Here is a 22,567-nt window from a genome sequence, read left to right as displayed (position 1 = left end):
TCACCGAGCGTAGTCGAGGTGAACGCTTCAGGAGATTCGACCTCTACTCATACTGGAGAAATCCTGTATGAGCAAGTTGGGTCTATGAATGAAGAATCCTCACGCCTTTAGGCTGAGGAGTGTCAAACCCTTTTATATTTAGATGGGATGAACTGATACCAGTCAAGAAAAGTTCACGATGACTGTTTATTCCATAAAATCTGGCATTGGGGATGCAAAATAGCCCTAGTGATCAATTAAAAATTACGTCAGTTGGTCGATGTGATCAGTGATGGACAACGCCACAATGTAGCTAATCGCATAAAAATAGAAGTTGTAGAAGCTTACCAGTTAATGAAAAGCCTAAAACAGCCAGACATTAACATTGATATTAATGTCGTTATTGAGGAACTATTAGTTGAAGGTATTGACAAATTCGTACAACCTGACCAGTCCTTGATGAACTATTTAGAGAACAAAGTTAAGTTATTGTCGCCAGTGTAGACCCTCAACACTCTTTTGTAGACGCAATTTCCCCGCGTCTGACCCACACACCACTCAACACACCACTGAAAACTTTTATGGTTAGTTTGCTAGAAAATCCCTTACGCGTTGGACTGCAACAACAAGGGATGCCCGAACCCCAGATTATAGTCATCTTTGGCGCTTCTGGCGACCTTACCTGGCGTAAATTAGTGCCAGCACTGTACAAATTACGCCGAGAAGGACGTATTCCCCCAGAAACAACAATTGTCGGCGTAGCACGTCGAGAGTGGAGCCACGACTACTTCCGGGAACAAATGGAAAAGGGGATGAAAGAAGCTCATGCTAATGTCCCTTTAGGCGAACTTTGGCAGGATTTCTCTAAAGGTCTGTTCTACTGTCCTGGAGACATAGACAAACCAGAAAGCTACAAAAAGCTGAAAACCCTGTTAAGTGAATTAGACGAGAAACGGAACACACGGGGAAACCGGATGTTCTACCTTTCCGTGGCTCCTAACTTCTTCCCGGAAGCTATTAGGCAATTAGGGAGCGGCGGAATGCTAGATGACCCCTACAAGCATCGTCTAGTAATTGAAAAACCCTTTGGTCGAGACTTGGCATCAGCTCAAAGTCTTAACCAAGTGGTACAAAAATATTGCAAAGAAAATCAAGTCTACCGCATTGACCACTACTTAGGTAAAGAAACAGTTCAGAATTTGCTCGTATTCCGCTTCGCTAATGCCATATTTGAGCCGTTGTGGAATCGTCAATTTGTTGACCATGTGCAAATTACTGTAGCAGAAACTGTAGGTGTGGAAGACAGGGCTGGCTACTATGAACAAGCCGGCGCACTTAGGGATATGTTGCAAAATCACCTTATGCAACTGTACTGTTTGACGGCAATGGAAGCACCCAACTCAATGGATGCAGATAGTATTCGGACAGAAAAAGTTAAAGTTTTGCAAGCTACTCGTTTAGCTGATGTTCCCAATCTGTCACGTTCAGCCGTGCGCGGTCAGTATAGTGCTGGTTGGATGAAGGGTAAACAAGTGTCAGGCTATCACGAAGAACCGGGAGTTGACCCCAATTCCGGGACACCTACCTATGTGGCTATGAAGTTTATGGTTGACAACTGGCGCTGGCAGGGTGTCCCATTTTACCTCCGCACAGGTAAGCGGATGCCAAAAAAAGTTAGTGAGATTTCTATTCACTTCCGCGATGTGCCTTCTCGGATGTTTCAATCTGCTTCTCAACAGAGAAATGCCAACATTTTAGCGATGCGGATTCAGCCGAATGAAGGAATTTCCTTACGTTTTGATGTGAAAATGCCGGGAGCAGAATTCCGCACTCGTTCTGTGGATATGGACTTTAGTTATGGTTCATTTGGCATTCAAGCAACTTCTGATGCTTATGACCGCCTGTTCCTTGATTGTATGATGGGCGATCAAACTTTGTTTACACGGGCGGATGAGGTGGAGGCTGCTTGGCAAGTGGTGACTCCGGCTCTTTCTGTATGGGATGCGCCATCAGATCCTGCTACCATTCCTCGCTATGAAGCGGGTACTTGGGAACCAGCAGAGGCGGAATTGTTGATTAACCAAGATGGTCGTAACTGGCGCAGACTGTAGAAATCCGTCATTAGTTGTTATTCATGTCTAATAGACTGCTTGCAAAGGTCTGAAACAGGAATAATTATCTGCCAGTTTACGTTGATGATAATTATTTATGCAAGGGGTCTAATGACTAATGACTAATGACTAATGACTAATTACCAATGATTAATTACCAATGACTAAAGTCCTATGATTTCCCAAGCTCCTACAATTTTTTCACTCCAAGCTCCCAAGGATATTTCGGTTAGCGAAATAGAAACGGAACTGAATCAAATTTGGCAAGGTTACGGTATTACGGGTGAGGATGGTGGGCTTCCTGCTGCTACTAGGGCGACAACATTTACGTTGGTGGTTTACGAACCAGAAGAAACCCAGTATTTGTTGGCTGCTTTGGGGTTTTATGCAGGCCCAATTGATGGCATTCTAGGGCCACAAATGGCGGCTGCTTTACGCCAAGCACAGGTTAAGTATGGACAGCCAGAAACTGGCCTAGCTACACCGGAAACCCTGGCTGTATTGAGAGAAGAGTTCGCTAAACGTCAGGGAAATGGGGCAACTGGAGAAAGTGTTAGTTATAATCTCGGTTCCGCTAGTCCCACAATTGCGGATGAAATTGCCCTACGGAATCCCTGCCGGATTATTGCTTTGTTTCCAATTTCTGGGGAAGATGAAGGGGTAAAAGCTCAAGTTTCTGCTTACTGCCCGATTCAAAAGCAATCCTCAAGTACGCTTATATGCTGTGAATATATTACTTTGAGTGGCACGGCTGCGGCTTTGGAACGTGTGGGAGGTATGATTCCGGCGCTATTAATTGGTGGTTTGCCGAAGTTTCTGTGGTGGAAGGCGACTCCAGATCCTCAGAACCATTTGTTTAAGCGCTTGGCGGCAATTTGCAATAATGTGATTGTTGATTCTTGCAACTTTAATGAGCCAGAAACTGATTTACTGAGTCTCCAAGAGTTGGTTAAGGGTAATATTCCTTTGGCTGATTTAAATTGGCGACGGTTGTCTGCATGGCAAGAATTGACGGCTCAAGCTTACGACTCTCCTAATCGTCGCGCAGCGCTGAAGGAAATTGATCGTGTGACTATTGACTATGAAAAGGGTAATCCCGCCCAAGCTTTACTATTTTTGGGTTGGCTGGCTAGTCGGTTGGAATGGTCGCCAGTTTCTTATCAAAAGGAAATAGGTGATTATGAAATCACTAAAATCCGCTTTGTTTCTCAAAATCAGCGACAAGTGGAGGCTGAGTTAGCCGGGGTTCCAGTTGCTGATGTGGGTGAAATTCTGGGTGATGTGATTGCTCTGCGCCTGAGTTCGACAAATCTGGAAGCGGATTGTGGTACGGTAATTTGTTCGGAAACTGGTGGTTGTATGCGAATGGAAACCCACGGTGGCGCTCAGGCGGCTGGTTTGTTTCAACAGGTGGGTTCACTTTCGGAACAAAAGGCTGAGGCTTTGCTGAGTCAGCAGGTGCAACGTTGGGGACGGGAGTCACTTTTTGAGGAAAGTTTGGCAGCGATCGCTCGGACTCTGAAGTTAGGTGAATAATTCGTAATTCGTAATTCGTAATTCGTAATTTTAAGAGGGTTTACGCTCTGAGGGATTGTAGTTACGAATTATGGTGAAAAGAACTACAGGCCTATATTACTTGGCTCATGGGGAATGGGATAATTAGTAATATTCAATTCTTAATTATTCCTGGACTATGGCTTTAGTGATTGCGGGAGAACGCAGTGGGGTGGGCAAGACAACAGTTACGCTCACCCTTTTAGCTTCTTTATGTCGTCGTGGTTCGGCGGTACAATCTTTTAAGGTTGGCCCGGACTATATTGATCCGATGTTTCACAGTTATGTGACTGGTCGTGCTTGTCGCAATTTAGATGCGGTGCTGACTTCTGAGGCTTACGTGCAGAAATGTTTTGCGAATCATAGCCAAGGGTGTGAATATTCCCTGGTGGAAGGGGTGATGGGGCTGTTTGATGGGGTGAAGGATGTCGCTAATCAGGAAGATTGTTTAATTAATACTGATTTTGCTAGTACAGCACACGTAGCTAGATTGTTAGATTTACCTGTGCTGCTGGTGATTGATTGTAGTCGTTTGTCTGGTTCGGTGGCGGCGATCGCTCACGGTTATTGCTCTTTAGATTCTAGAATTAAAATTGCTGGGGTGGTATTAAATCGGGTGGGGAGCGATCGCCATTTATCTCTACTCCAAGATTCCCTGGAAGCATTAAAATTACCAATTTTCGGCGTATTGCGTCGTCAAGATAATATCACTATCCCTGATCGCCATCTCGGTTTAGTTCCCACCGAGGAACTTCCGGAATTGGATGCTGTGATTAATCGTCTGGCTGATTTAGGCGATACTTGCTTCAATTGGTCAGAATTATTACCGCTATTAAAATCCCCACACTCCCCACACTTCCCCCACTCCCCACACTCTCCCCACTTCCCACACTCCCCACACTCCCCACACTCCCCACTCCCTACTCCCTGGACACTGAGCGTAGCCGAAGTGCAATCCCCCATAAAAATTGCCGTCGCCCGCGATCGCGCTTTTAATTTCTACTATCAAGACAATCTCGATTTACTGCAAAACTTAGGTGCAGAATTAGTTTTTTGGAGTCCCTTAGAAGATGCGGCACTACCAGAGAATATCCAAGGAATGTACTTTGGTGGTGGGTTCCCAGAAGTCTGTGCAAAGACCCTTGCAGCCAACACTAGCGCCCTGCAAACGGTAAAAACGGCAATTTTAGCAGGAATACCCACAATTGCTGAATGTGGCGGCTTAATGTATTTGTGTGAGGAGATTATTGATTTTGACGGTAAATCCTGGCCAATGGCGGGAGTTTTACCCACATCTGCTGTCATGGGTGGACGTTTAACTTTAGGCTATCGTCGCGCGATCGCTTTGCAAGATAATCTCCTAGTACCAGCAGGTACAGACATTTACGGACATGAGTTTCATCGTTCTGGTTTAAGTGTAAATCCTCTCCAGCCCTTATTTGAAACCTATCGCTACGACTGTGAAGAAAATATGGGAACTGAAGGATGGGCTTTCCCCAAAAACCTTCACGCCTCTTATATTCATTTACACTGGGGACAAAGTACAGACATACCACAGCAATTCCTTAAACAATGTCTCAGGTTTATTTAGGGAGTAGGGAATCCCAAGTGCAGTCCCCAGTAATAACTTTGGGTAAGTCTGGCTAAAAATTGGATCATTTGAGCGAAAAATCTAAATATTCCGAGAATTGGTCACATTCATATGATCATTAAGTCTCCGAACCAAACGGGATAACTCTCGAATGATGTTTACCGCAATTTCAGGAGTTTCTTCGATGGCATCATACAATTGCTCTTGGGTCAATTCCAAAAATTCCGAGGCTTCTAGAGTTGTGGCGGAAGCAGAACGGGGTTGAGTATCAAATACTGCCATTTCACCAAAGTATTTTCCCTGTTCTACCTCGGCGAGCTTTTGATCACCAATGTGGACTTCAACTTTCCCTGAGACGACAATATAAAGCGATCGCCCTTCTTCTCCCTGTTTGAAAATCGTGTGATTAGCTGGAAATTCCAGTTCGTGCATAACTGAAGTCAGCCGGACAATGAAATCATCTCGCAATTCTTTAAAAATCGGCACTCGCCGCACAAATAATAACCGATCAACGCTACTCAGCATACTTAAACGTTACAACTTATTCATTAAAATATTTACTGAGGCGATATAGTTCTTTTTGTCCTACTCCTCGGTTATCCATCCAAAAACGGATACTCTTGTTGCGAACAAATTGAGCGGTTCTAATCGCTTCATAAATAGCGGTGTATTGAGTTGTTTTCCCTTTGGCTTTGAACTCCAAGACAATCATTTTATGTGGAAAACTTCTATGTGCAACACTCTATCATAATAAAAGTGGCCGTATAACGAAGGGGCTTTAGACTCAGTTTTTTGGTAACTTCTGCATAATGGGGATAATAGGTAGATGATTTCCCCACTCCCCAAAGATGTCATGTTCTGGAAATGGTGCTTTAAATTATTGATAATTGTTCTGGGAGTTTGGCTATTCCTGGATTTAGTTTCTCGATTGGGTGCAGAAATTTTCTGGTTTGAGAATGTGGGCTATCTGCAAGTCTTCCTACTGCGGATCATTACTAAGGGTGGTTTGTGGATACTTGTAGCTGGTGTAACTGCTACATTTTTACTGGGAAATCTCAGGTTGGCACAAAAGCTAAAATATCCCAATTCTTTGAAAATTAAAGAAATCCGGCGGGTGGAAGCTGGAATTGAGAGGGATTTGCAAAACTTTCTCAGTCCTAACTATCCTCAAGGGGATGAAACACAGTCTCCTAAATCTCGGACTAAACCATTAAGATTACTGTGGTTGCTACCTATAGCTTTGATATTCACCCTATTAGTGGGATTAATGCTGGTTCACTACGGCGAAATCGCTGTGAGTTATTGGCATCCTCCCATCGGTAGAACTATTCCACCAGTTCCGCCTTTATTTCGTCCAGAGAGAATTTGGCAACTGGTGAGTGTGGCAATTATCTCCCATAGTTGGTATTGGTTATTTGTTGTGGGGGTGGCGATCGCCATAATTGTCTATCCTGGTTTTTTCCTCAATGCGATCGCCCTTTGTTTTAGTGTCCTCTTCGCTTGGGTAATATCTCACAACTGGGCTAAAATACTCCAATATTTTCACCCCACATCCTTCAACGCCTCTGAGCCTTTATTCGGTCTAGATATTAGCTTCTATATATTTTCTCTGCCATTTTGGGAACTCTTAGAACTATGGGTTCTGGGATTATTTTTCTATGCTTTTATTTCTGTCAGCCTGACTTATCTCCTTTGTGCAGATAGTCTCAGCCAAGGAATTTTTCCCGGATTTTCCTCTCAACAACAGCGTCATTTATACGGCTTGGGCGGCTTATTGATGCTGGTTATCGCCCTCAGTTATTGGTTGAGTCGTTACGAACTAGTTTATTCCGAACGAGGAGTAACTTACGGTGCTAGTTATACCGATGTCACCGCCGTTTTGCCAGCTGACACCATCTTATCCGTCTTAGCCTTGATCCTAGCTGCTTATCTCCTATGGCGAACATTTGCTTGGAAAGCTCAGTCTCGATATCGCCCACTGCTAGTTTATGGTTTAGGACTGTATCTCGTACTAATGATCACAGGGGATTTTGTCCTCCCCACTGTAGTGCAGTATTTAATTGTTCAGCCCAACGAATTAAAACAAGAGGAACCCTACATTGAGCGTACCATCGCCTTAACTCGCCAAGCATTTGGTTTAGATGAGATAGATGTTCAAACCTTCAACCCCACAGGAGACCTAACCGAAGCCGATATTCAAAGAAATGATTTGACAGTTCGGAATATTCGCCTTTGGGATCAACAACCACTGCTAGAAACTAACCGTCAACTGCAACAAATTCGACTTTATTACCGATTCCCCGATGCTGATATTGACCGCTACACCTTATTGAGAGAAGTTCCCCCAGAACAACCCGCAGCCAACCCAGAACAGAATGACACCACAGAACGGCGACAGGTGCTAATTGCGGCGCGGGAACTAGACTACAAAGCTGTACCCCAACAAGCTCAAACTTGGGTGAATCGGCATTTAATTTATACTCACGGTTTCGGTTTTACCATGAGTCCAGTGAATACAGTCGGACCAGGTGGTTTACCGGAATACTTTGTTAAAGATATTGGTGGGGATAATCAAAGTCCGCTCACAACTTCTAATGAAGCCATTCGTGATAGCATTCCCATTGGAGAACCCCGGATTTATTTTGGTGAAATTACTAATACTCATGTAATGACTGGTACACGAGTCAGGGAATTAGACTATCCTAGTGGTAGTGATAATGTTTACAACATTTATAATGGAACTGGCGGTATTTCTATTGGTAGTAGATGGCGAAAATTATTATTTGCCATGTATTTGAAAGATTGGCAGATGTTATTTACACGGGACTTTTTACCAGATACTAAGGTATTATTTCGGCGGAATATAAAAGAACGGATTCAGGCGATCGCACCTTTTTTACAATTTGATAGTGACCCCTATTTAGTCGCCGCCGATGCTAGCTCTGAACAGAGTAATGGTAATTATCTTTACTGGATTATCGATGCTTATACTACCAGCGATCGCTATCCCTACTCCGACACCACCAGCGAAAAAATCAACTACATCCGTAACTCAGTCAAAATAGTCATAGATGCCTACCACGGCACTGTTAATTTTTACATCGCCGATACCCGCGATCCCATCATTAAAACTTGGTCAAAAATATTCCCCAACACCTTCAAACCCCTGAGTGATTTACCTAATACCCTCCTCACCCATATTCGTTATCCCGTAGACTTCTTCAAAATTCAATCCGAACGATTGATGACCTACCAGATGACAGACCCCCAGGTTTTTTACAACCGGGAAGACCAATGGCAAATCCCCAACGAAATCTATGGAAATGAAGCCCGTCCAGTAGAACCCTACTATTTAATTACCAGCCTCCCCACAGTCCCCCTTGTTAGCGAAGCCTCTCATAGAGAAGAATTTATCCTACTATTACCCTACACACCCAGACAACGCTCTAACTTAATTGCTTGGTTAGCAGCGCGGTCAGACGGTAAAAACTACGGTAAACTACTACTATATGTATTTCCCAAAGAACGCTTAGTTTTCGGACCAGAGCAAATAGAAGCACGGATTAACCAAGACCCAGTGATTTCCCAGCAAATTTCCCTGTGGAATCGTCAAGGCTCCAGAGCAGTTCAGGGTAATCTCTTAATTATTCCCATTGAACAATCCTTATTATACGTCGAGCCGATTTATTTAGAAGCCACCCAAAACAGACTACCCACCCTAGTCCGGGTAATCGTCGCCTTTGAAAACCGCATAGTCATGGCTCCCACATTAGAACAAGCACTACAGGGAATCTTTCAGCCAGAAGTCACACCAGCCCCAGCTATAATTCGTCCTGTAGAAGAGCCAGCACCCACAGAATAGTTATTTCAGAAAAACGTCGGGAGTTGGCTTCAGGAAAGTGAAACCCCAGTAGCTATTTTAATTAGTAAGATTTTTAGCCAGTTGTGATGAAGCGATGGTTTAGTGCTGCGAATTAACTGGTTCACCCATTTTGACATTCTCCAGCACAAAATCAACAACTGGCATGGGGATGGGAGCATTGAAAACAAGGCTATACCTTATGCTGCGTAGAGTTTTCAGCTTCCCGTTATCCCTGTTGATATCTTATTTAAGCTGCTACAAAAAGATTTGTCCTGCCAAAATGCCGAATTTTTAGCTAACCCAAATATTGAAAATTTAACTATCCCCAATGAATTGGGAAGCCTACACTGCACCGATACAGTGTAGGGAGTTTACTATTAACGGAGAGTAACCATCGGTGTGCCTAACCACCCTGCACTATTCTCTTTCTGTGCAGGATCGGGATTATGTACTGGAACAATCTGAAACTTTGTCGGATGTGGTGTACTAAGGGTGACAGAATAGGTGCGTAATTCATCTTGGTGGAAAACTGTAACTGCAATCCTATCGTTTGCTTGGTAATCTTTGAGGCGATCGCTCAGTTGATGAGCCGTTAACTTGATTCCTTCAATGGCTAATAATTCATCGCCCGCATCAATTCCTGCTATTTGTGCAGGTGAACCGACTTCCACAAATTTAATTACTTCTCGTCCCTGTTCAGTTTTTACCTTGATACCTAAATAAGGTTCTTCTTCCCGTTCCGCTAACAGATGCAAGCCGAAAGGTTCTAAGTAATGATTAAAAGGTAATTCATCAGTGTTATCCAGGTAGCGTTCAAAGAAATCAGTCAAATCCACACCCGCTACTGATTCGCATACTTCCTGCAATTGTTCTGGAGTATAGCCAATTTCTGGTTGTCCAAATTTCCGCCACATTTGCCGCATGACATCATCGAGCGATCGCTGATTACCATGTCGCGCTCTAATCAGTAAATCTAGCAACAAAGAAACCATTTCCCCCTTCAAATAGTAGGACATTTGGCAATTATTGCTATTAGCATCTGGACGATAAAGTTTAATCCAAGCATCAAAACTCGACTCGGTTAGTGGTTGCACCTTCCGACCTGGGGTTGTGAGAAATCTAGTAATTTCCTTACCCAAATGATTTAAATACGACTTAGCATCATAAATTCCAGCCCGCAAAGGAATCAATAAGTCATAGTAACTTGTAGTTCCCTCACAGAACCACAAAGAAGGTGTATAGTTTTCTTGCTCGTAATCAAAGACCTCTAAACCTTTAGGCCGAATGCGTTTCACATTCCATAAGTGGAAAAATTCATGTGCCACTAATTGCAAAAAGCGTTCGTACTTATCCTCAGAGCGAAACCCAAAACGCTGGTAAATTAATGAGCAACAGTTTTTATGCTCCAAACCGCCATAAGCTTGGGCAAATAAGTGCAGCAGAAAAATATATCGTTCATAGGGCAAACCCCCAAACATCTCGGCTTCTACCGCGATAATTTTTTGGATATCGGCAATTACCCGTTGTGATTGTAAATTGCCCTCTCCCCAGATCGCCAATTCATGAGGCTTTCCCAAAACTTCAAAGTGATATGTTTTGTGGTTACCAATTTCAAAGGGGCTATCCACAAGGGTATCAAAATCAGCAGCCGAAAAAGTATAAGCTTGCTCTCCAACAGCTGGTAGAGAAGTAGTTACCTGCCAATCTGGGCGTGGTGGTACGACGGTAATTTGAATTGGTAAACCCTCACAACCAGGGAGTCTAAAAAACAGTGCCGCACCGTTGAAATAAGCGTGACTAGTATCCAAATGATTTGTGCGTACTGATAGCTCATTGGCAAACATCCGGTAACGCACAGTTAACTCTGAAACACCAGTTGTATTTACCTGCCAGTGGTTTTTACTGACTTTTCGCCAAGGCAAAGGCTTATCATCAGCAAAAGCGGCAAAATATTGTAAATTTTTAGCGTATTCTCGGACTAAATATGAGCCTGGTGTCCATACAGGCATTTTCAAATCAAGAATTGTCGATGAGTGATTAATTAACTGTAGTGTCACCTCAAACAGATGAGTTTCTGGTTGAGGCATTGCTACCAGGTAATTAATAATCGGTAGTGTTTCCTGGATGCCAATCTCGATACGAGGTGCTGTTGCTTCGGTCATCTGTAATTAAGAGTTATAAATTCTGAGTCAATAGTTTGTAGACAATTATTAATGGTCAATAGTCAATAGTGAACAATTGTAGACTTAAGACTGATTGACACTCCCCATGCTCAAAAGCTAGAGGATGCTTGCAGAATGAGGATTCTGAGGAATTTACCTCCGGCAAGTTTCTTTACCGTATATATGAAACGGCTGCATCCTCGAATGAGAAGGTCTTGAGTATTTGCCACAGTTTTATCTGTTGTCTGGCAGCAATTCCAGCGAATATAAGTACGGTCAACTTCTGAACACATTTAACTAGCCTGAGATTTCCCCAATACAAGTATTTTCCCACATTTAATAAATGCTATGTCCAAACCATTACATTTATCATCATGCAGAAAGGGTGATTTCGTAAATATGTTGGCGTTATAACTATGATATTGGGAATTATTGGTGTAAAAACATAAAATCGAGTTTACACCTTGCCAGCGAGGTTAATCAATTGTTTCCAGTTGATGAGATGAATAATATCGTTGGCATTGTCAATCATGATCCAACCTTTTTCATTTAATTTTTCCATGATTTTGCTAGTTTCTGGCACACCAATTTCTGTAACTTCGGCTAAATCTTTAAAAGGAATATTCAAAATTTCCTTACCCTTGCTGGATTGTTGTCCATAGCTTTCGCCCAAAGCAACTAAGGTATGAGCAAGTTTTACAGCAGGGGGAGAAGAGCGGATTTGTAAACGTTGGTTAATTTGTCGCAATCGCCGCACCATCAGTTGCAACATCCGGTGATGTAACTGTGGATCTTTAAATAATATTTGAATAAAACGCTCTCTAGAGATACTCAACAACTTGACTGGCGAAAGGGCAATGACATCGGTTGAACGGGGGGATTCATCTAAAATGGCCATTTCGCCGAAAAAATCACCTCGACCTAAAATAGCCAGAGCTACAGAATCATCTCTGGAGATGCGTCGGACTTTCACCCAACCGGAAACGATAAAGTAAACTGCGTTACCCCAGGCATCTTCCATTAATACGGCGCGCCCAACAGGGTATTCATGTTCAATTGCCACGTTGAGCAGCCATTCCAAAGTTTGTGGATTGGCGGTACTTAGTAAGGGAAAAAGTTGACTAAAATCCTCAGTCTGCATATAGCATCTCGAATAAATGAGTTTAAGTGTGAAAAATTTGGTTGGCTACTATAAATTTTTAAACCCACAATTCTAGTATAAACAACTAACTGTTTGCAATAAATTACACCAAATTATTGAAAGGGTTTAGTCTATAATTCCATTACAACATAGCAAGTGTATGAAGGAAAAAAATCAGCACTTTCACTGACACAATTAATTGTGTTCATCTGTCTTTTGGGCGATCGCTAGTTGCTCTCAGTTTTTGTATCTGCTGGTCTAAATTTTCTACTAATTTATTTAAAGCCATGACAGAGGACAATTGCTCAGATTTTAAGTTGGAATTTAGTAGCATTCGTTCTTGGAGTTCATGTAACTTCAAGCTCAGTTGTTGAGAAATTACCAAGGTATCACTAGTCAGACGGACTAACTGCTGTTGATGATAAAATTTTAAAGCTGTTCCCTTTAATATTTGTAGCGTCGCCTCTTCACCGTAAGTACCTGGGATGACACGTAGGCGTAATAACAAACGATTTTTTTGATACAGACATTCTTTTTCTACCTGTTGTGGTTCTGAAATTTTGGTTACAGGTAAGGAGGCAAAGTTCTTTAGCTGATTAAGGACTCCTTGGAATACGGACAGAGGAAGATTTTCTAATACAGACTGCATTACTCCATTGTCACTCCAAAATATCCTACCTTGGTAAGGTTGTCTTTCCAAATACAAGCGACCAATGCCCCCACTCATAACTCGCCTCAGTAATTCTTCTAGTAATTTTTTCGGTGGTAGGCTGACCAACGTCTCAATAGGAATAAATTCTTCGGAAAAATGTATTTGTAAAACAGTTAATTTACTCAGCAATTTTAACCTAGCAGCTTCTGCGGTTTGTTTATCGTCTATGGAAGGACTAGGGGTGGTATTTGCAGATAAGTTATTGATATTGGAGGTGGGGGAATAATTGTGGAGTGGCTGAGAATGTTGTGGGTTTTCTGTCTGGGAGAATGACATCGATCCTCGCTCATAGGTTGGAAAGGAGGTAGTTCCAGATTCAATTATTTGGTCTATTTCTTGGATAATAGTTGTTTTGCTGTGTTCTGAGAGCAAGTTAATTGCTTCCTCATCAACTTCTTGACCATTGGGGAGGAATGTATTTTTATGGTTGAGGTAAGCCGATAATATACTCCGGTGTGTGTCGGTAGAGATTTGATGAGCTACGATTTTGCAATTAATGTAAGATACGATGCGACTGACGTAATCTAGCGCTTCCGTGTCTTCTGGATGAACCATACTTAATAACAGCTGATTATCTTCTATTGCAAAGGGCGCAAATTGATGATATAGACAAGCTTCAAAGGATAAGAGGGTATCAATAAGATGGAATACTTCCTCGCTTCTTTGTTCCCAATGTCCTGGACTGTTGGGTGATAATTTCTCTTCGTTACCTCTGGTATCAGTGGATTTGCCGTCTGAAGACCACATAAATTTAGATTACTCAGTATTTTGTTATATTTTATTTTGCTCCAAATTAGTCATAAGTATTTGAAGTTTTGATTTTTTGTTTAATTGAGGTCAGCAAAGAAGTTTTTGCATACTGCCTCTAAATTGTGGCTTGAATTTTATAATGAGAATTTATCTACTGACTTGAACTATGGAATCTTGTGTTTTAGTAAAGTTAATTACTGGCTGCAAGGTTGAGAGTTGAATGTTTTTTGGTGAGTTATAAGTCTTTTTTCAGGACAAAAAGCAATTTTACACAAGTCTGGCATCAACCATTGGTTTTATTAAATTTCGATGTTTGATATGTCCTGAAACTAACTTTACCATATTGATCACCGTATGTTAGATATATAGCAGGGAATAAATAATAGACTTCAGACTTCGTAATTGCAGAGGTTTGATGATTTGTTTGTCTTAATCTTCTTGGCTGTTGCTGTTTTGACTAATAAACCAGTTTAATCGTCAGTTCTTAAAGATTGAGCAGCAAGATAGATTTTTACCCATTCGCCCATAGCTTGATGAGTTTTGAGTTTTAATTGTTGGGCTATTGCTTCTATAGAGTTGCCTGCTTTGAGCAAATCTAGGATCTGCCGCCTCGCAGGGGTAAGGTTGTTATGCAGTTGTTGCCATTGCTTTTGAGTTAGCCCCAAATTATTTGCCTGGAGGGAAATTCCTAACCAGTTATCTACGAGTTCTGGTTGAGCTTTGAGGGCAAATACGCGTACTGCATGGTAACTAATTTTTTCCCGCAGTCGGTAAATTTCTTTGATTGGTTTATGTAGTTGTTTGGCGATGTGATCTTGAGATTTGCCTTGGAGATACAATTGCAACCAGGTTACTGCTTCTTGTCCAAGATTTGTTTGTAAATAGTCGGTAAATTCTTGTTGTACTAATTGCCGCAATGCTTGTTGTTCTTCTAGTTGTTGTGCGGCTTGATATTCGGCGATCGCCTGATTATCTGCTAAGTTTACCCGGTAATCATGATCATCGGAGAGGATTTCTTCGGAAACTAGCTTGACTAAATCACTCCCTGGTACTTGAGTTAAACCACCACGCTGCATTCGGCGCAGGTAGTTGACAAATCTATACACCAGTAAGGGTTGATTACGAACTGGACGCATAGCATACTCTTCGATACTGGTAAATAGTAGGTTATCCCGCAGTCGTTTATCACTGGTAAATTCAGCGATATCAGCCATTTGCTGCTGGATATACTTATCGTTTTGCAGTAATTCTTGTATAACTTCTTGCAAAACATCTATGACGCTACGGTGGCGATCGCGGCTTAGAGAAATCCAAGTCTGAATCTTATTTCGTAATGTAACTAAACTTGCCAAACGATTCAACAGGTGATGGTAGGCACGTTCTCGCCCTATACCCAAGTAGCGTTGACGTAAAATTTTCCACCGATATACCATCGATTGTTTAGCAATCCGTAATTCTTCCGAATTGAGGTGGTCGAAGCGTTTCCAGTCACTGCCTAAAAGCCAGAAAATAATACTTTCTCTGTTGGCTATACTTTGTTCTGGACACTCCGCAGCTAGACGCTGACCCCAATAATCAACTAGTTTTTCTGCCTCCTTTGTCATAGCGAGATTGCGCTCCTCAAAACCCTGTCTTAAAGTTGGCATCACAACCCCCATTTTCATACTTCACTGAGGTTCTAGTAGTTGCTCATGAGTTTGTCTTTTCTATCAAGACATCTCAGTGCTTCTCTTCTTATTACATCTAGATTGATTAATTATGCAAATTTTAGGCAAATTTTCGTAATTTGTAGTTTTTATGTTACCTAAATATAGCAGGGGAGCAGGGAGCAGGCTTGCCCTGAGCGCAGTCGAAGGGGAGCAGGGGAGCAGGCTTAAAACTCCTGAATTACAAGGGTTTTATGATCTATTTTTGTCCTAACCTCCTTGGCGGTTGCTATATTTTGAAAATCTTTGTCTGTTGTTTCTTGAATATTGGCTTATAGATAATCAGATTGTATTATTAATTAACTAAAAAATATCTATTTTACATCTTGAACTTAGGTTGAACTCTTATAGATTTCGCAGGATATGGCTGACACATCGGTAGTCTAGCAAGGTTACGCCACAGCAGATCAGACTAAACTCAAGACCAATTTTTCCCGCCGATGTTATGCGACTGCAAACTAATATTTATGGATTTATTATAGTTTTTGAGACAAAAGTTAATAGTCACATATCAAAGGTTAATTATCGATAAATTATTAACACATTAACTGTTGACTACCAACTGATGAATTCGAGTTTATGACCTGTTAGAAGATCGGACAATGGGGTTTTCTACAGAATCTCGATACTGTTGGACTTGTTCTGTATAGGCAATTGGTAGAACCGCTTCTACGTTTTCATGGGGACGAGGAATAATCACCCAGGATTCCAAAGTACCACCATGAACATTTTCTGCGGCTTCAATACCAGCAGCCATCGCTGTTTTGACTTCAGAAACATCCCCACGAATATTGATTGTAAAACGAGCGCTACCTACTCTGATATAACCCACAAGGGTAACGCGACCAGCTTTAACCATCGCATCAGCTGCTGCTAATACAGCAGGAAAACCCTTTGTTTCGAGCGCTCCGACGGCCTGTAGTGACATTAGTAATCTCCTGTATGAATAAATCTATGTGGTGGGACAAATCTATTGTCCGCAGCAACCTTAGAAAGTTGAATGATCAAAAAACACATTTACATACGGAATGGTTCCGATTTTTCGGTGAAGTGGATTGGTAAAATGGTTTCCACGTTTTCCGGCGGGTTAGGAACAATGTAGTGGGTAATTACTTGACCCCCAAAAGTTTGTTCTCCGGCAAATATTCCGGCTTCTACCGCCCGGTTAACTTCCGAAACACGTCCCCGAACAGCGACTAACATCCGACCGCTTTCGGCTAGACCATAATACACAATTGAGACTGCGGCAGATTTAACCATTGCATCGGCTGCTGCTAGTACAGCAGGAAAGCCCAAGGTTTCAATTACGCCAACCGCCATTGGCATGGCATTAGCTCCTGAGTCGAAAAAATTAAGTGATATTAATTGTACGAGGCTTTCGTACCAATTTTGACATTTAGGAAAATTTTTTCTGAGGCTCTGGGGTAAACTAAAGATTATGTTTCCTAGTTTTTTACCTAGCACAGTTGGGCAACTGACCGAATCTGCCTCCATCGCCTTGGCTCAAAGTATTCAAAGTCAAGCGATCGCCACTCCTTTAACAAGTCAAGCAATTACCACCACATATACTCAAAAAGGTACTGGTGGTACGCCCATTTTATTAATTCACGGCTTCGACAGTTCCGTGTTAGAGTTCCGTCGCCTTTTGCCACTGCTAGCGGGTGATAATGAAACCTGGGCGGTGGATTTGTTGGGTTTTGGGTTCACAGAGAGAATCGCCGATATTCCATTTAGTCCCCTGGCGATTAAAACCCATCTGTATCATTTATGGAAAACCCTGATTAACAAACCTGTGATTTTAGTGGGTGCATCAATGGGGGGTGCTGCGGCCATTGATTTTACCCTGACTTACCCAGAAGTAGTAGAAAAACTGGTATTAATAGATAGCGCCGGGTTGAAAGGGGGTTCACCCTTAAGCAAATTGATGTTTCCCCCTTTGGATACCTTCGCCGCTAATTTTTTGCGTAACCCGAAGATCCGCGATCGCATTTCCCGCACTGCTTATAAAAACAAGCTTCTCGCCTCAGTAGATGCACAACTATGTGCTGCATTACACCTAGAAATGCCCCATTGGAGCCAAGCATTAATAGCTTTCACTAAAAGCGGTGGTTATAGCGCTTTTAAATGGGAACAGTTATCAAAAATTGTACCACCAACCCTAATATTATGGGGTGATGCCGATCAGATTTTAGGTACTGCTGATGCTAAAAAGTTTCAACAAGCAATTCCCCATAGTCAATTAACATGGATTCCCGAATGTGGTCATGTCCCACACCTAGAACAGCCACAAATCACCGCCCAAAACATCCTAGAATTTCGCAATTAATTACGAACCACGAATTACGAATTACGAATTAATCGTATAACCAAGTATTATCAGCAAAATTATCACCTTCTTTTTGACGTTCTAGCAGATATTCAGGAACTTGATGTGATTTTTTATAACCTACTGGGTTATATTTTTTCTTAACTTGGATAGCAGATTTATTTTCCTGATCTGGAATCGCCGGGGACTGGGGTTTGTCTGGAACTTTGGCACCACTTTCTGCAATCAGTTGGGAATTAGCTTCCGCAAGGTGTAACGCCGTTTGTTTAGTTTCTTGCAACTCTTTAGTCAGCCTTTCAGTTAATACTTGCTTTTCATATAAAACTGATTGCAAATCGACGATTTGCTTTTGCAGAGATTTTTCTTTATCTTGAGATTGTGTGAGACTTTGTTTTAATTCTTGGATAGTGGTTTCCAAATTATTATTAGAGATAGTATCTTGCGGAACACTTGGTTTTGGTGTCTGCTGAGGTAAATTCTCTGTAATTAAAGCATTGTCTCCGGTAACTTTCTCAGCTTTAACTTCAATCGTAGATTGATTTTCCAGTGGTATCAATTTTTGTGGTTGTTCTTGTCCTAAATCAGATAGATGTTTCTTAACCATTATTTTCTCCAATCACGCTGTAATTGATCAACCACCCAGGGTTAATTTCATTCCGCCTATGGTGTATTTTTCTTCGCCATTGAGTAATAGCGACATCCTCTAGTTATAATTTCGCCCCACCTATAAACAGGCTAGAAACTTGAATATCTGCATCAATGAGATTAAACTTGTTTTTTTGCCGAAATTGTGCGGCTAAATTAACTGCCATATTCGTTTTAACGACTCGTTCCTAAACCTTGAGGATAACGATTATTTTTGGCAATGCTGACTTCTAAGGCTGCCTTAGTTAAATATAACGCTTTCTGTAGCCTGGAATCACATAAAAACTCGTAAACATAAAAATCAGAAGCCGTCACCTCAAACAAACTCCTATGACATTAAATTACAACTTACCCGATGGACCCAAATTACCGCGCTATCTGCGGATGATCAAATTTATCACCCAGCCAGTGAAATATGTAGAAGATTTTGCCCAAGTTTATGGCGACAACTTTACTATCTGGAATCGTGGGGATAGACACATTGTATATTTTAGTCATCCTCAAGCACTAGAACAGATTTTTACTACTAATGCTAGCTGTTTTAAATCCGGTGGAGGAAACAGTGGTTTAGGATTTTTACTAGGGGATAATTCAGTTATTTTACTAGATGGATATAAGCACCAGCGCCAACGGCAATTATTAACACCACCGTTTCATGGTGAAAGGATGCGGACTTACGGTGAAACTATCCGCAAAATTACCCAACAAGTTAGTAACGAATGGAGAATTGGCAAACCCTTTAATATCCGCGCCTCAATGCAAGAAATCACCATGCGCGTGATTTTACGAGTAGTGTTTGGTGTGGATGAAGGTCCAGTTTATCGAGAATTGGGGCGACTACTCACTTCCCTCCTAGACTTCATGGGTTCCCCTTTAATGTCCAGCGCCTTCTTTTTTAGGTTTATGCAAAAAGATTTAGGTGCGTGGAGTCCTTGGGGGCGAGTTGTGCGGCTATTGCAGCAAATCGATCAACTAATTTATGGTTTGATTAAAGAACGTCGGGGGGAAACTCGACAACATCGCCAAGATATTCTCAGCCTATTGATTTCGGCTCGTGATGAGGATGGCGAGGGAATGTCAGATGTGGAATTACGCGATGAATTAATGACAATGTTAGTTGCGGGACATGAAACTACGGCTTCTGCATTAACATGGGCTTTTTACTGGTTGGGACAATTACCAGAAGTGCGAGAAAAATTACAACGAGAACTAGAAACCCTGGGTGTGAATGCTGAACCCAGTAGCATTGCTAAATTGCCATATTTAACCGCAGTTTGCCAAGAAACGCTAAGAATTTACCCAGTTGTCGCCAATGGTTTTATCAGAGTTGTGAAAACCCCAGTAGAAATTATGGGCTATAAATTACCAGAAGGAACGGCGATAGTTCCTAGTATTTATTTAACTCATCATCGAGAGGAAGTTTACCCACAGTCTCAGCAATTCAAACCAGAACGGTTTTTAGACAAGCAATTTTCCCCCTATGAATATATCCCCTTTGGCGGTGGAAATCGGCGTTGTATCGGCTTGGCTTTTGCCCAGTATGAGATGAAAATTGCTTTAGCGACGATTTTGGCAGAATTTCAATTATTTCCGGTTAACCAGCGTCCTGTGTATCCCGTGCGCCGTGGACTGACCTTAGCCGCACCATCGGGGATGCAGATGATACCCACAGTTCAGGTAACAAGAGCGAGTATACCTGTGAACGTTTAATGGGGAGTAGGGAGTAGGGAGTAGGGAATATTTTCATCTCCTACCCTCTGCGCCTCTGCTTACTGAGCGAAGTCGAAGTATGCGCCTTTGCGTGAGCTAAATTCTTCAAAATCAGCAATTTTTAGAGAAGCAGTTATACTGAGTAAAACAAGTATAATCTCTTAATATTATTGATATGGAACCAATAACATTAACAGCTGTAGGAACTGCGATCGCTACAATAGTTTTAACTAAAGCCTTAGAAAAAACAGGCGAAAAGCTGGGGGAAGCAGCTATCCAAAAAAGTAACGAGTTAATCGCACAGCTACAAAAGAAAAATAAAGTCCCCTTACTAGCGAATACGCCAGAGGGAAACCCACAGCAAGCGTTAGATTATGGTCAAGCAGTACTGGAATTGAAAGCAGCAGCTGATACAGACACCGAAATTGCTCAATCAGTGCTGGAAGTGGAAGCAGCCGCAAACGCTGACCCACAAGTAGCGCCAAAGGTTCAGGCTTTAGCAAATGACCTCAACTCGCAACCAGCAGGTGTGATCAATTCGACAAAATTAGCTGACTCAATTAAAAACGTCTTTCAGGGAAATACTTTCATTGGTACTCAGAACTTTTGACTGTACTCGCCTGAAGGGGAACAGGTAAAGTTAAATCCTCAAATTCCGCAAAATTTACCCCTGAGTGGGGTGGTGAAATTTGTGGGACGTGATGAAGAACTGCAAAAACTCCACCAACTTTTGCAGGAAAATAACCAAGTCGCTATTGCAGCAATTGCGGGAATGGGTGGACTGGGTAAAACAGAACTCGCCTTGCAATATGCAATGAATCAGCACGAAACCTACAAAGGTGGACTGTGCTGGTTACAGGGGAAAGCTGGGGATGTGGGCGTTCAACTGGTGCAGTTTGCCAGAACTCACCTTGATTTAAACCCACCAGAAGAGTTTGATTTAGCCGCACAGGTACAATTCTGCTGGCGGAATTGGCGTGAAGGTGATGTGTTGCTAGTGGTGGATGATGTCACAGATTATCAGGAAATTAAACCTTACCTACAGGGGCTATCTTCCAAATTTAGAGTGTTGATGACGACGCGCCAACTGTTGGGTGCATCCATCAAGCAATTACCTTTGGATGTATTAAAACCAGATGCAGCCTTTGAGTTGTTACGGTCTTTGCTGGGAGACACACCAGAGCGAATTGAGAAAGAATTAGATGTAGCAAATCAGTTGTGCGAATGGTTGGGGTATTTACCCTTGGGTTTGGAGTTGGTGGGGAGATATCTGGCGCGGAAACAGGATTTGTCTTTATCGAAAATGATGGAACGCTTGGAGAAAAAGCGATTAGAACAAGCTGCACTGGACAAGCCAGAAGCCGATATGACAGCACAACTGGGAGTGCAAGCCGCCTTTGAGTTGAGTTGGCAGGAATTAGCAGAGGATGATCAGCAATTAGGCTGTTTACTCAGTTTATTTGCAGCCGCACCCATACCCTGGGATTTGGTGAAACAGGTCGCAAAGGCGAAAAAGCCCAAAAGCGGATTATTGAGTTTTATATTCCGATTCATATTCAGGAACGCCACGCAGTCCCTACCAGAAGAAGATGAGGAAGATTTAGAAGAAATTCGGGACGATAAGCTGCTGTATCTGCATTTACTCCAGCGCAAAGGTGAGGGAATCTATCAACTACATCCACTGCTGCGGGAATTTTTCCAATCTAAGCTGACAGGTTTAGAGCAGGTGGAGGAATTTAAGGGTTCCGTTTCTCAGGTAATGGTAGCAGTCGCCCAAGAAATTCCTCAGACTCCCACAGTTGAAGAAATCAACGCTGTTTCCCTCGCCATTCCTCATTTAGCTGAAGTCGCAAATCATCTGATTCCATACGTCAGTGATGAAGATTTAATTTCGCCTTTCTTCGGCTTAAGCAGATTCTATCAAGGACAAGGTTTGTATACCTTAGCCGAACCTTGGTATCAGCAGTGTTTATTAACTACAAAAGACCGCTTGGGAGACAATCATCCCGATGTCGCCACCAGCCTCAACAACTTGGCATTACTCTACGAATCCCAAGGAAGGTACGACCAAGCGGAACCCCTGTATCTCCAAGCTTTAGAACTCTATAAACGCCTGCTGGGAGAAAATCATCCCTCAGTCGCCACCAGCCTCAACAACTTGGCTGGACTCTACGATTCCCAAGGAAGGTACGACCAAGCCGAACCCCTGTATCTCCAAGCTTTAGAACTCTGTAAACGCCTGCTGGGAGACCATCATCCCCATGTCGCCACCAGCCTCAACAACTTGGCATTACTCTACAAATCCCAAGGAAGATATG

18 protein-coding genes and 1 pseudogene are annotated in these 22,567 nt (G+C 42.3%); 9 read left to right on the top strand and 10 right to left on the bottom strand.

What is annotated here, in order from left to right; genetic code table 11:
• Positions 1-285: 285 nt before the first annotated feature.
• From VB620_RS17220 to VB620_RS17205, 4 genes and pseudogenes are all read left to right on the top strand, one after another.
• Positions 286-483, top strand: a pseudogene (locus tag VB620_RS17220) (transaldolase); the annotation flags it as partial.
• A 77-nt stretch (positions 484-560) separates the two neighbouring features.
• Positions 561-2,090, top strand: coding sequence for a glucose-6-phosphate dehydrogenase (zwf, locus tag VB620_RS17215; protein ID WP_323197372.1), 1,530 nt, complete (start codon positions 561-563; stop codon positions 2,088-2,090).
• 174 nt (positions 2,091-2,264) lie between these two features.
• Positions 2,265-3,626 (top strand): glucose-6-phosphate dehydrogenase assembly protein OpcA, encoded by a 1,362-nt coding sequence (gene opcA / locus VB620_RS17210; protein ID WP_323197371.1) that lies wholly within the window; start codon positions 2,265-2,267, stop codon positions 3,624-3,626.
• A gap of 157 nt (positions 3,627-3,783) precedes the next feature.
• Positions 3,784-5,235 carry a cobyrinate a,c-diamide synthase gene (locus tag VB620_RS17205; RefSeq protein WP_323197370.1) on the top strand — a complete coding sequence of 484 codons (1,452 nt, stop codon included), beginning with the start codon at positions 3,784-3,786 and terminating at the stop codon, positions 5,233-5,235.
• 81 nt (positions 5,236-5,316) lie between these two features.
• Here VB620_RS17205 and VB620_RS17200 read toward each other — a convergent pair whose 3' ends face one another.
• Positions 5,317-5,760, bottom strand: a complete 444-nt coding sequence (locus VB620_RS17200; RefSeq protein ID WP_323197369.1) for a cyclic nucleotide-binding domain-containing protein — start codon at positions 5,758-5,760, stop codon at positions 5,317-5,319.
• Between the two features lie 16 nt (positions 5,761-5,776).
• Complete coding sequence (locus VB620_RS17195; RefSeq protein WP_407674249.1) at positions 5,777-5,947, bottom strand: hypothetical protein; 171 nt, start codon at positions 5,945-5,947, stop codon at positions 5,777-5,779.
• A 141-nt stretch (positions 5,948-6,088) separates the two neighbouring features.
• Here VB620_RS17195 and VB620_RS17190 point away from each other — a divergent pair, with 141 nt between their 5' ends.
• The gene (locus VB620_RS17190) at positions 6,089-9,097 is read left to right on the top strand and encodes a UPF0182 family protein (protein WP_323197375.1); all 3,009 of its coding nucleotides are present in this window, start codon (positions 6,089-6,091) and stop codon (positions 9,095-9,097) included.
• Between the two features lie 377 nt (positions 9,098-9,474).
• On the opposite strand, the gene VB620_RS17185 is transcribed toward VB620_RS17190, so the two are convergent.
• The 6 genes from VB620_RS17185 to VB620_RS17160 form a co-directional block, all read right to left on the bottom strand.
• Positions 9,475-11,259, bottom strand: a complete 1,785-nt coding sequence (locus VB620_RS17185) for a M61 family metallopeptidase (protein WP_323197368.1) — start codon at positions 11,257-11,259, stop codon at positions 9,475-9,477.
• A 457-nt stretch (positions 11,260-11,716) separates the two neighbouring features.
• Positions 11,717-12,400, bottom strand: a complete 684-nt coding sequence (locus VB620_RS17180; protein ID WP_323197367.1) for a Crp/Fnr family transcriptional regulator — start codon at positions 12,398-12,400, stop codon at positions 11,717-11,719.
• A gap of 205 nt (positions 12,401-12,605) precedes the next feature.
• On the bottom strand, positions 12,606-13,859 hold the full coding sequence (locus tag VB620_RS17175) for a pilus assembly protein PilB (RefSeq protein ID WP_323197366.1): 1,254 nt from the start codon (positions 13,857-13,859) through the stop codon (positions 12,606-12,608).
• A 473-nt stretch (positions 13,860-14,332) separates the two neighbouring features.
• The gene (locus tag VB620_RS17170; RefSeq protein ID WP_323197365.1) at positions 14,333-15,520 is read right to left on the bottom strand and encodes a HetZ-related protein 2; all 1,188 of its coding nucleotides are present in this window, start codon (positions 15,518-15,520) and stop codon (positions 14,333-14,335) included.
• A gap of 625 nt (positions 15,521-16,145) precedes the next feature.
• Positions 16,146-16,496, bottom strand: coding sequence for a carbon dioxide-concentrating mechanism protein CcmK (locus VB620_RS17165; RefSeq protein ID WP_323197364.1), 351 nt, complete (start codon positions 16,494-16,496; stop codon positions 16,146-16,148).
• 89 nt (positions 16,497-16,585) lie between these two features.
• A complete protein-coding gene (locus VB620_RS17160) occupies positions 16,586-16,894 on the bottom strand; it encodes a carbon dioxide-concentrating mechanism protein CcmK (protein WP_323197363.1) in 309 nt (102 codons plus the stop codon).
• Positions 16,895-17,006: 112 nt separating this feature from the next.
• On the opposite strand from VB620_RS17160, the gene VB620_RS17155 reads away from it, so the two are divergent.
• A complete protein-coding gene (locus VB620_RS17155) occupies positions 17,007-17,894 on the top strand; it encodes an alpha/beta fold hydrolase (RefSeq protein ID WP_323197362.1) in 888 nt (295 codons plus the stop codon).
• A gap of 28 nt (positions 17,895-17,922) precedes the next feature.
• On the opposite strand, the gene VB620_RS17150 is transcribed toward VB620_RS17155, so the two are convergent.
• A complete protein-coding gene (locus VB620_RS17150) occupies positions 17,923-18,498 on the bottom strand; it encodes a hypothetical protein (protein WP_323197361.1) in 576 nt (191 codons plus the stop codon).
• Positions 18,499-18,713: 215 nt separating this feature from the next.
• The gene (locus tag VB620_RS17145; protein WP_323197360.1) at positions 18,714-18,854 is read right to left on the bottom strand and encodes a hypothetical protein; all 141 of its coding nucleotides are present in this window, start codon (positions 18,852-18,854) and stop codon (positions 18,714-18,716) included.
• 15 nt (positions 18,855-18,869) lie between these two features.
• Between VB620_RS17145 and VB620_RS17140 the strand changes: the two genes are divergently transcribed.
• From VB620_RS17140 to VB620_RS17130, 3 genes are all read left to right on the top strand, one after another.
• Positions 18,870-20,249, top strand: coding sequence for a cytochrome P450 (locus tag VB620_RS17140; RefSeq protein ID WP_323197359.1), 1,380 nt, complete (start codon positions 18,870-18,872; stop codon positions 20,247-20,249).
• A 175-nt stretch (positions 20,250-20,424) separates the two neighbouring features.
• Positions 20,425-20,859, top strand: coding sequence for a hypothetical protein (locus VB620_RS17135; protein ID WP_323197358.1), 435 nt, complete (start codon positions 20,425-20,427; stop codon positions 20,857-20,859).
• Between the two features lie 69 nt (positions 20,860-20,928).
• A partial coding sequence (locus VB620_RS17130; protein ID WP_323197357.1) for a tetratricopeptide repeat protein occupies positions 20,929-22,567 on the top strand: 1,639 nt, incomplete at its 3' end.

The sequence above is a fragment of the Nodularia harveyana UHCC-0300 genome, from assembly GCF_034931085.1.
Taxonomy (GTDB): Bacteria; Cyanobacteriota; Cyanobacteriia; order Cyanobacteriales; family Nostocaceae; genus Nodularia; species Nodularia harveyana.
Note: the sequence above shows the minus strand (reverse complement) of the source record. Positions and strands in the feature narration are given on the sequence as shown.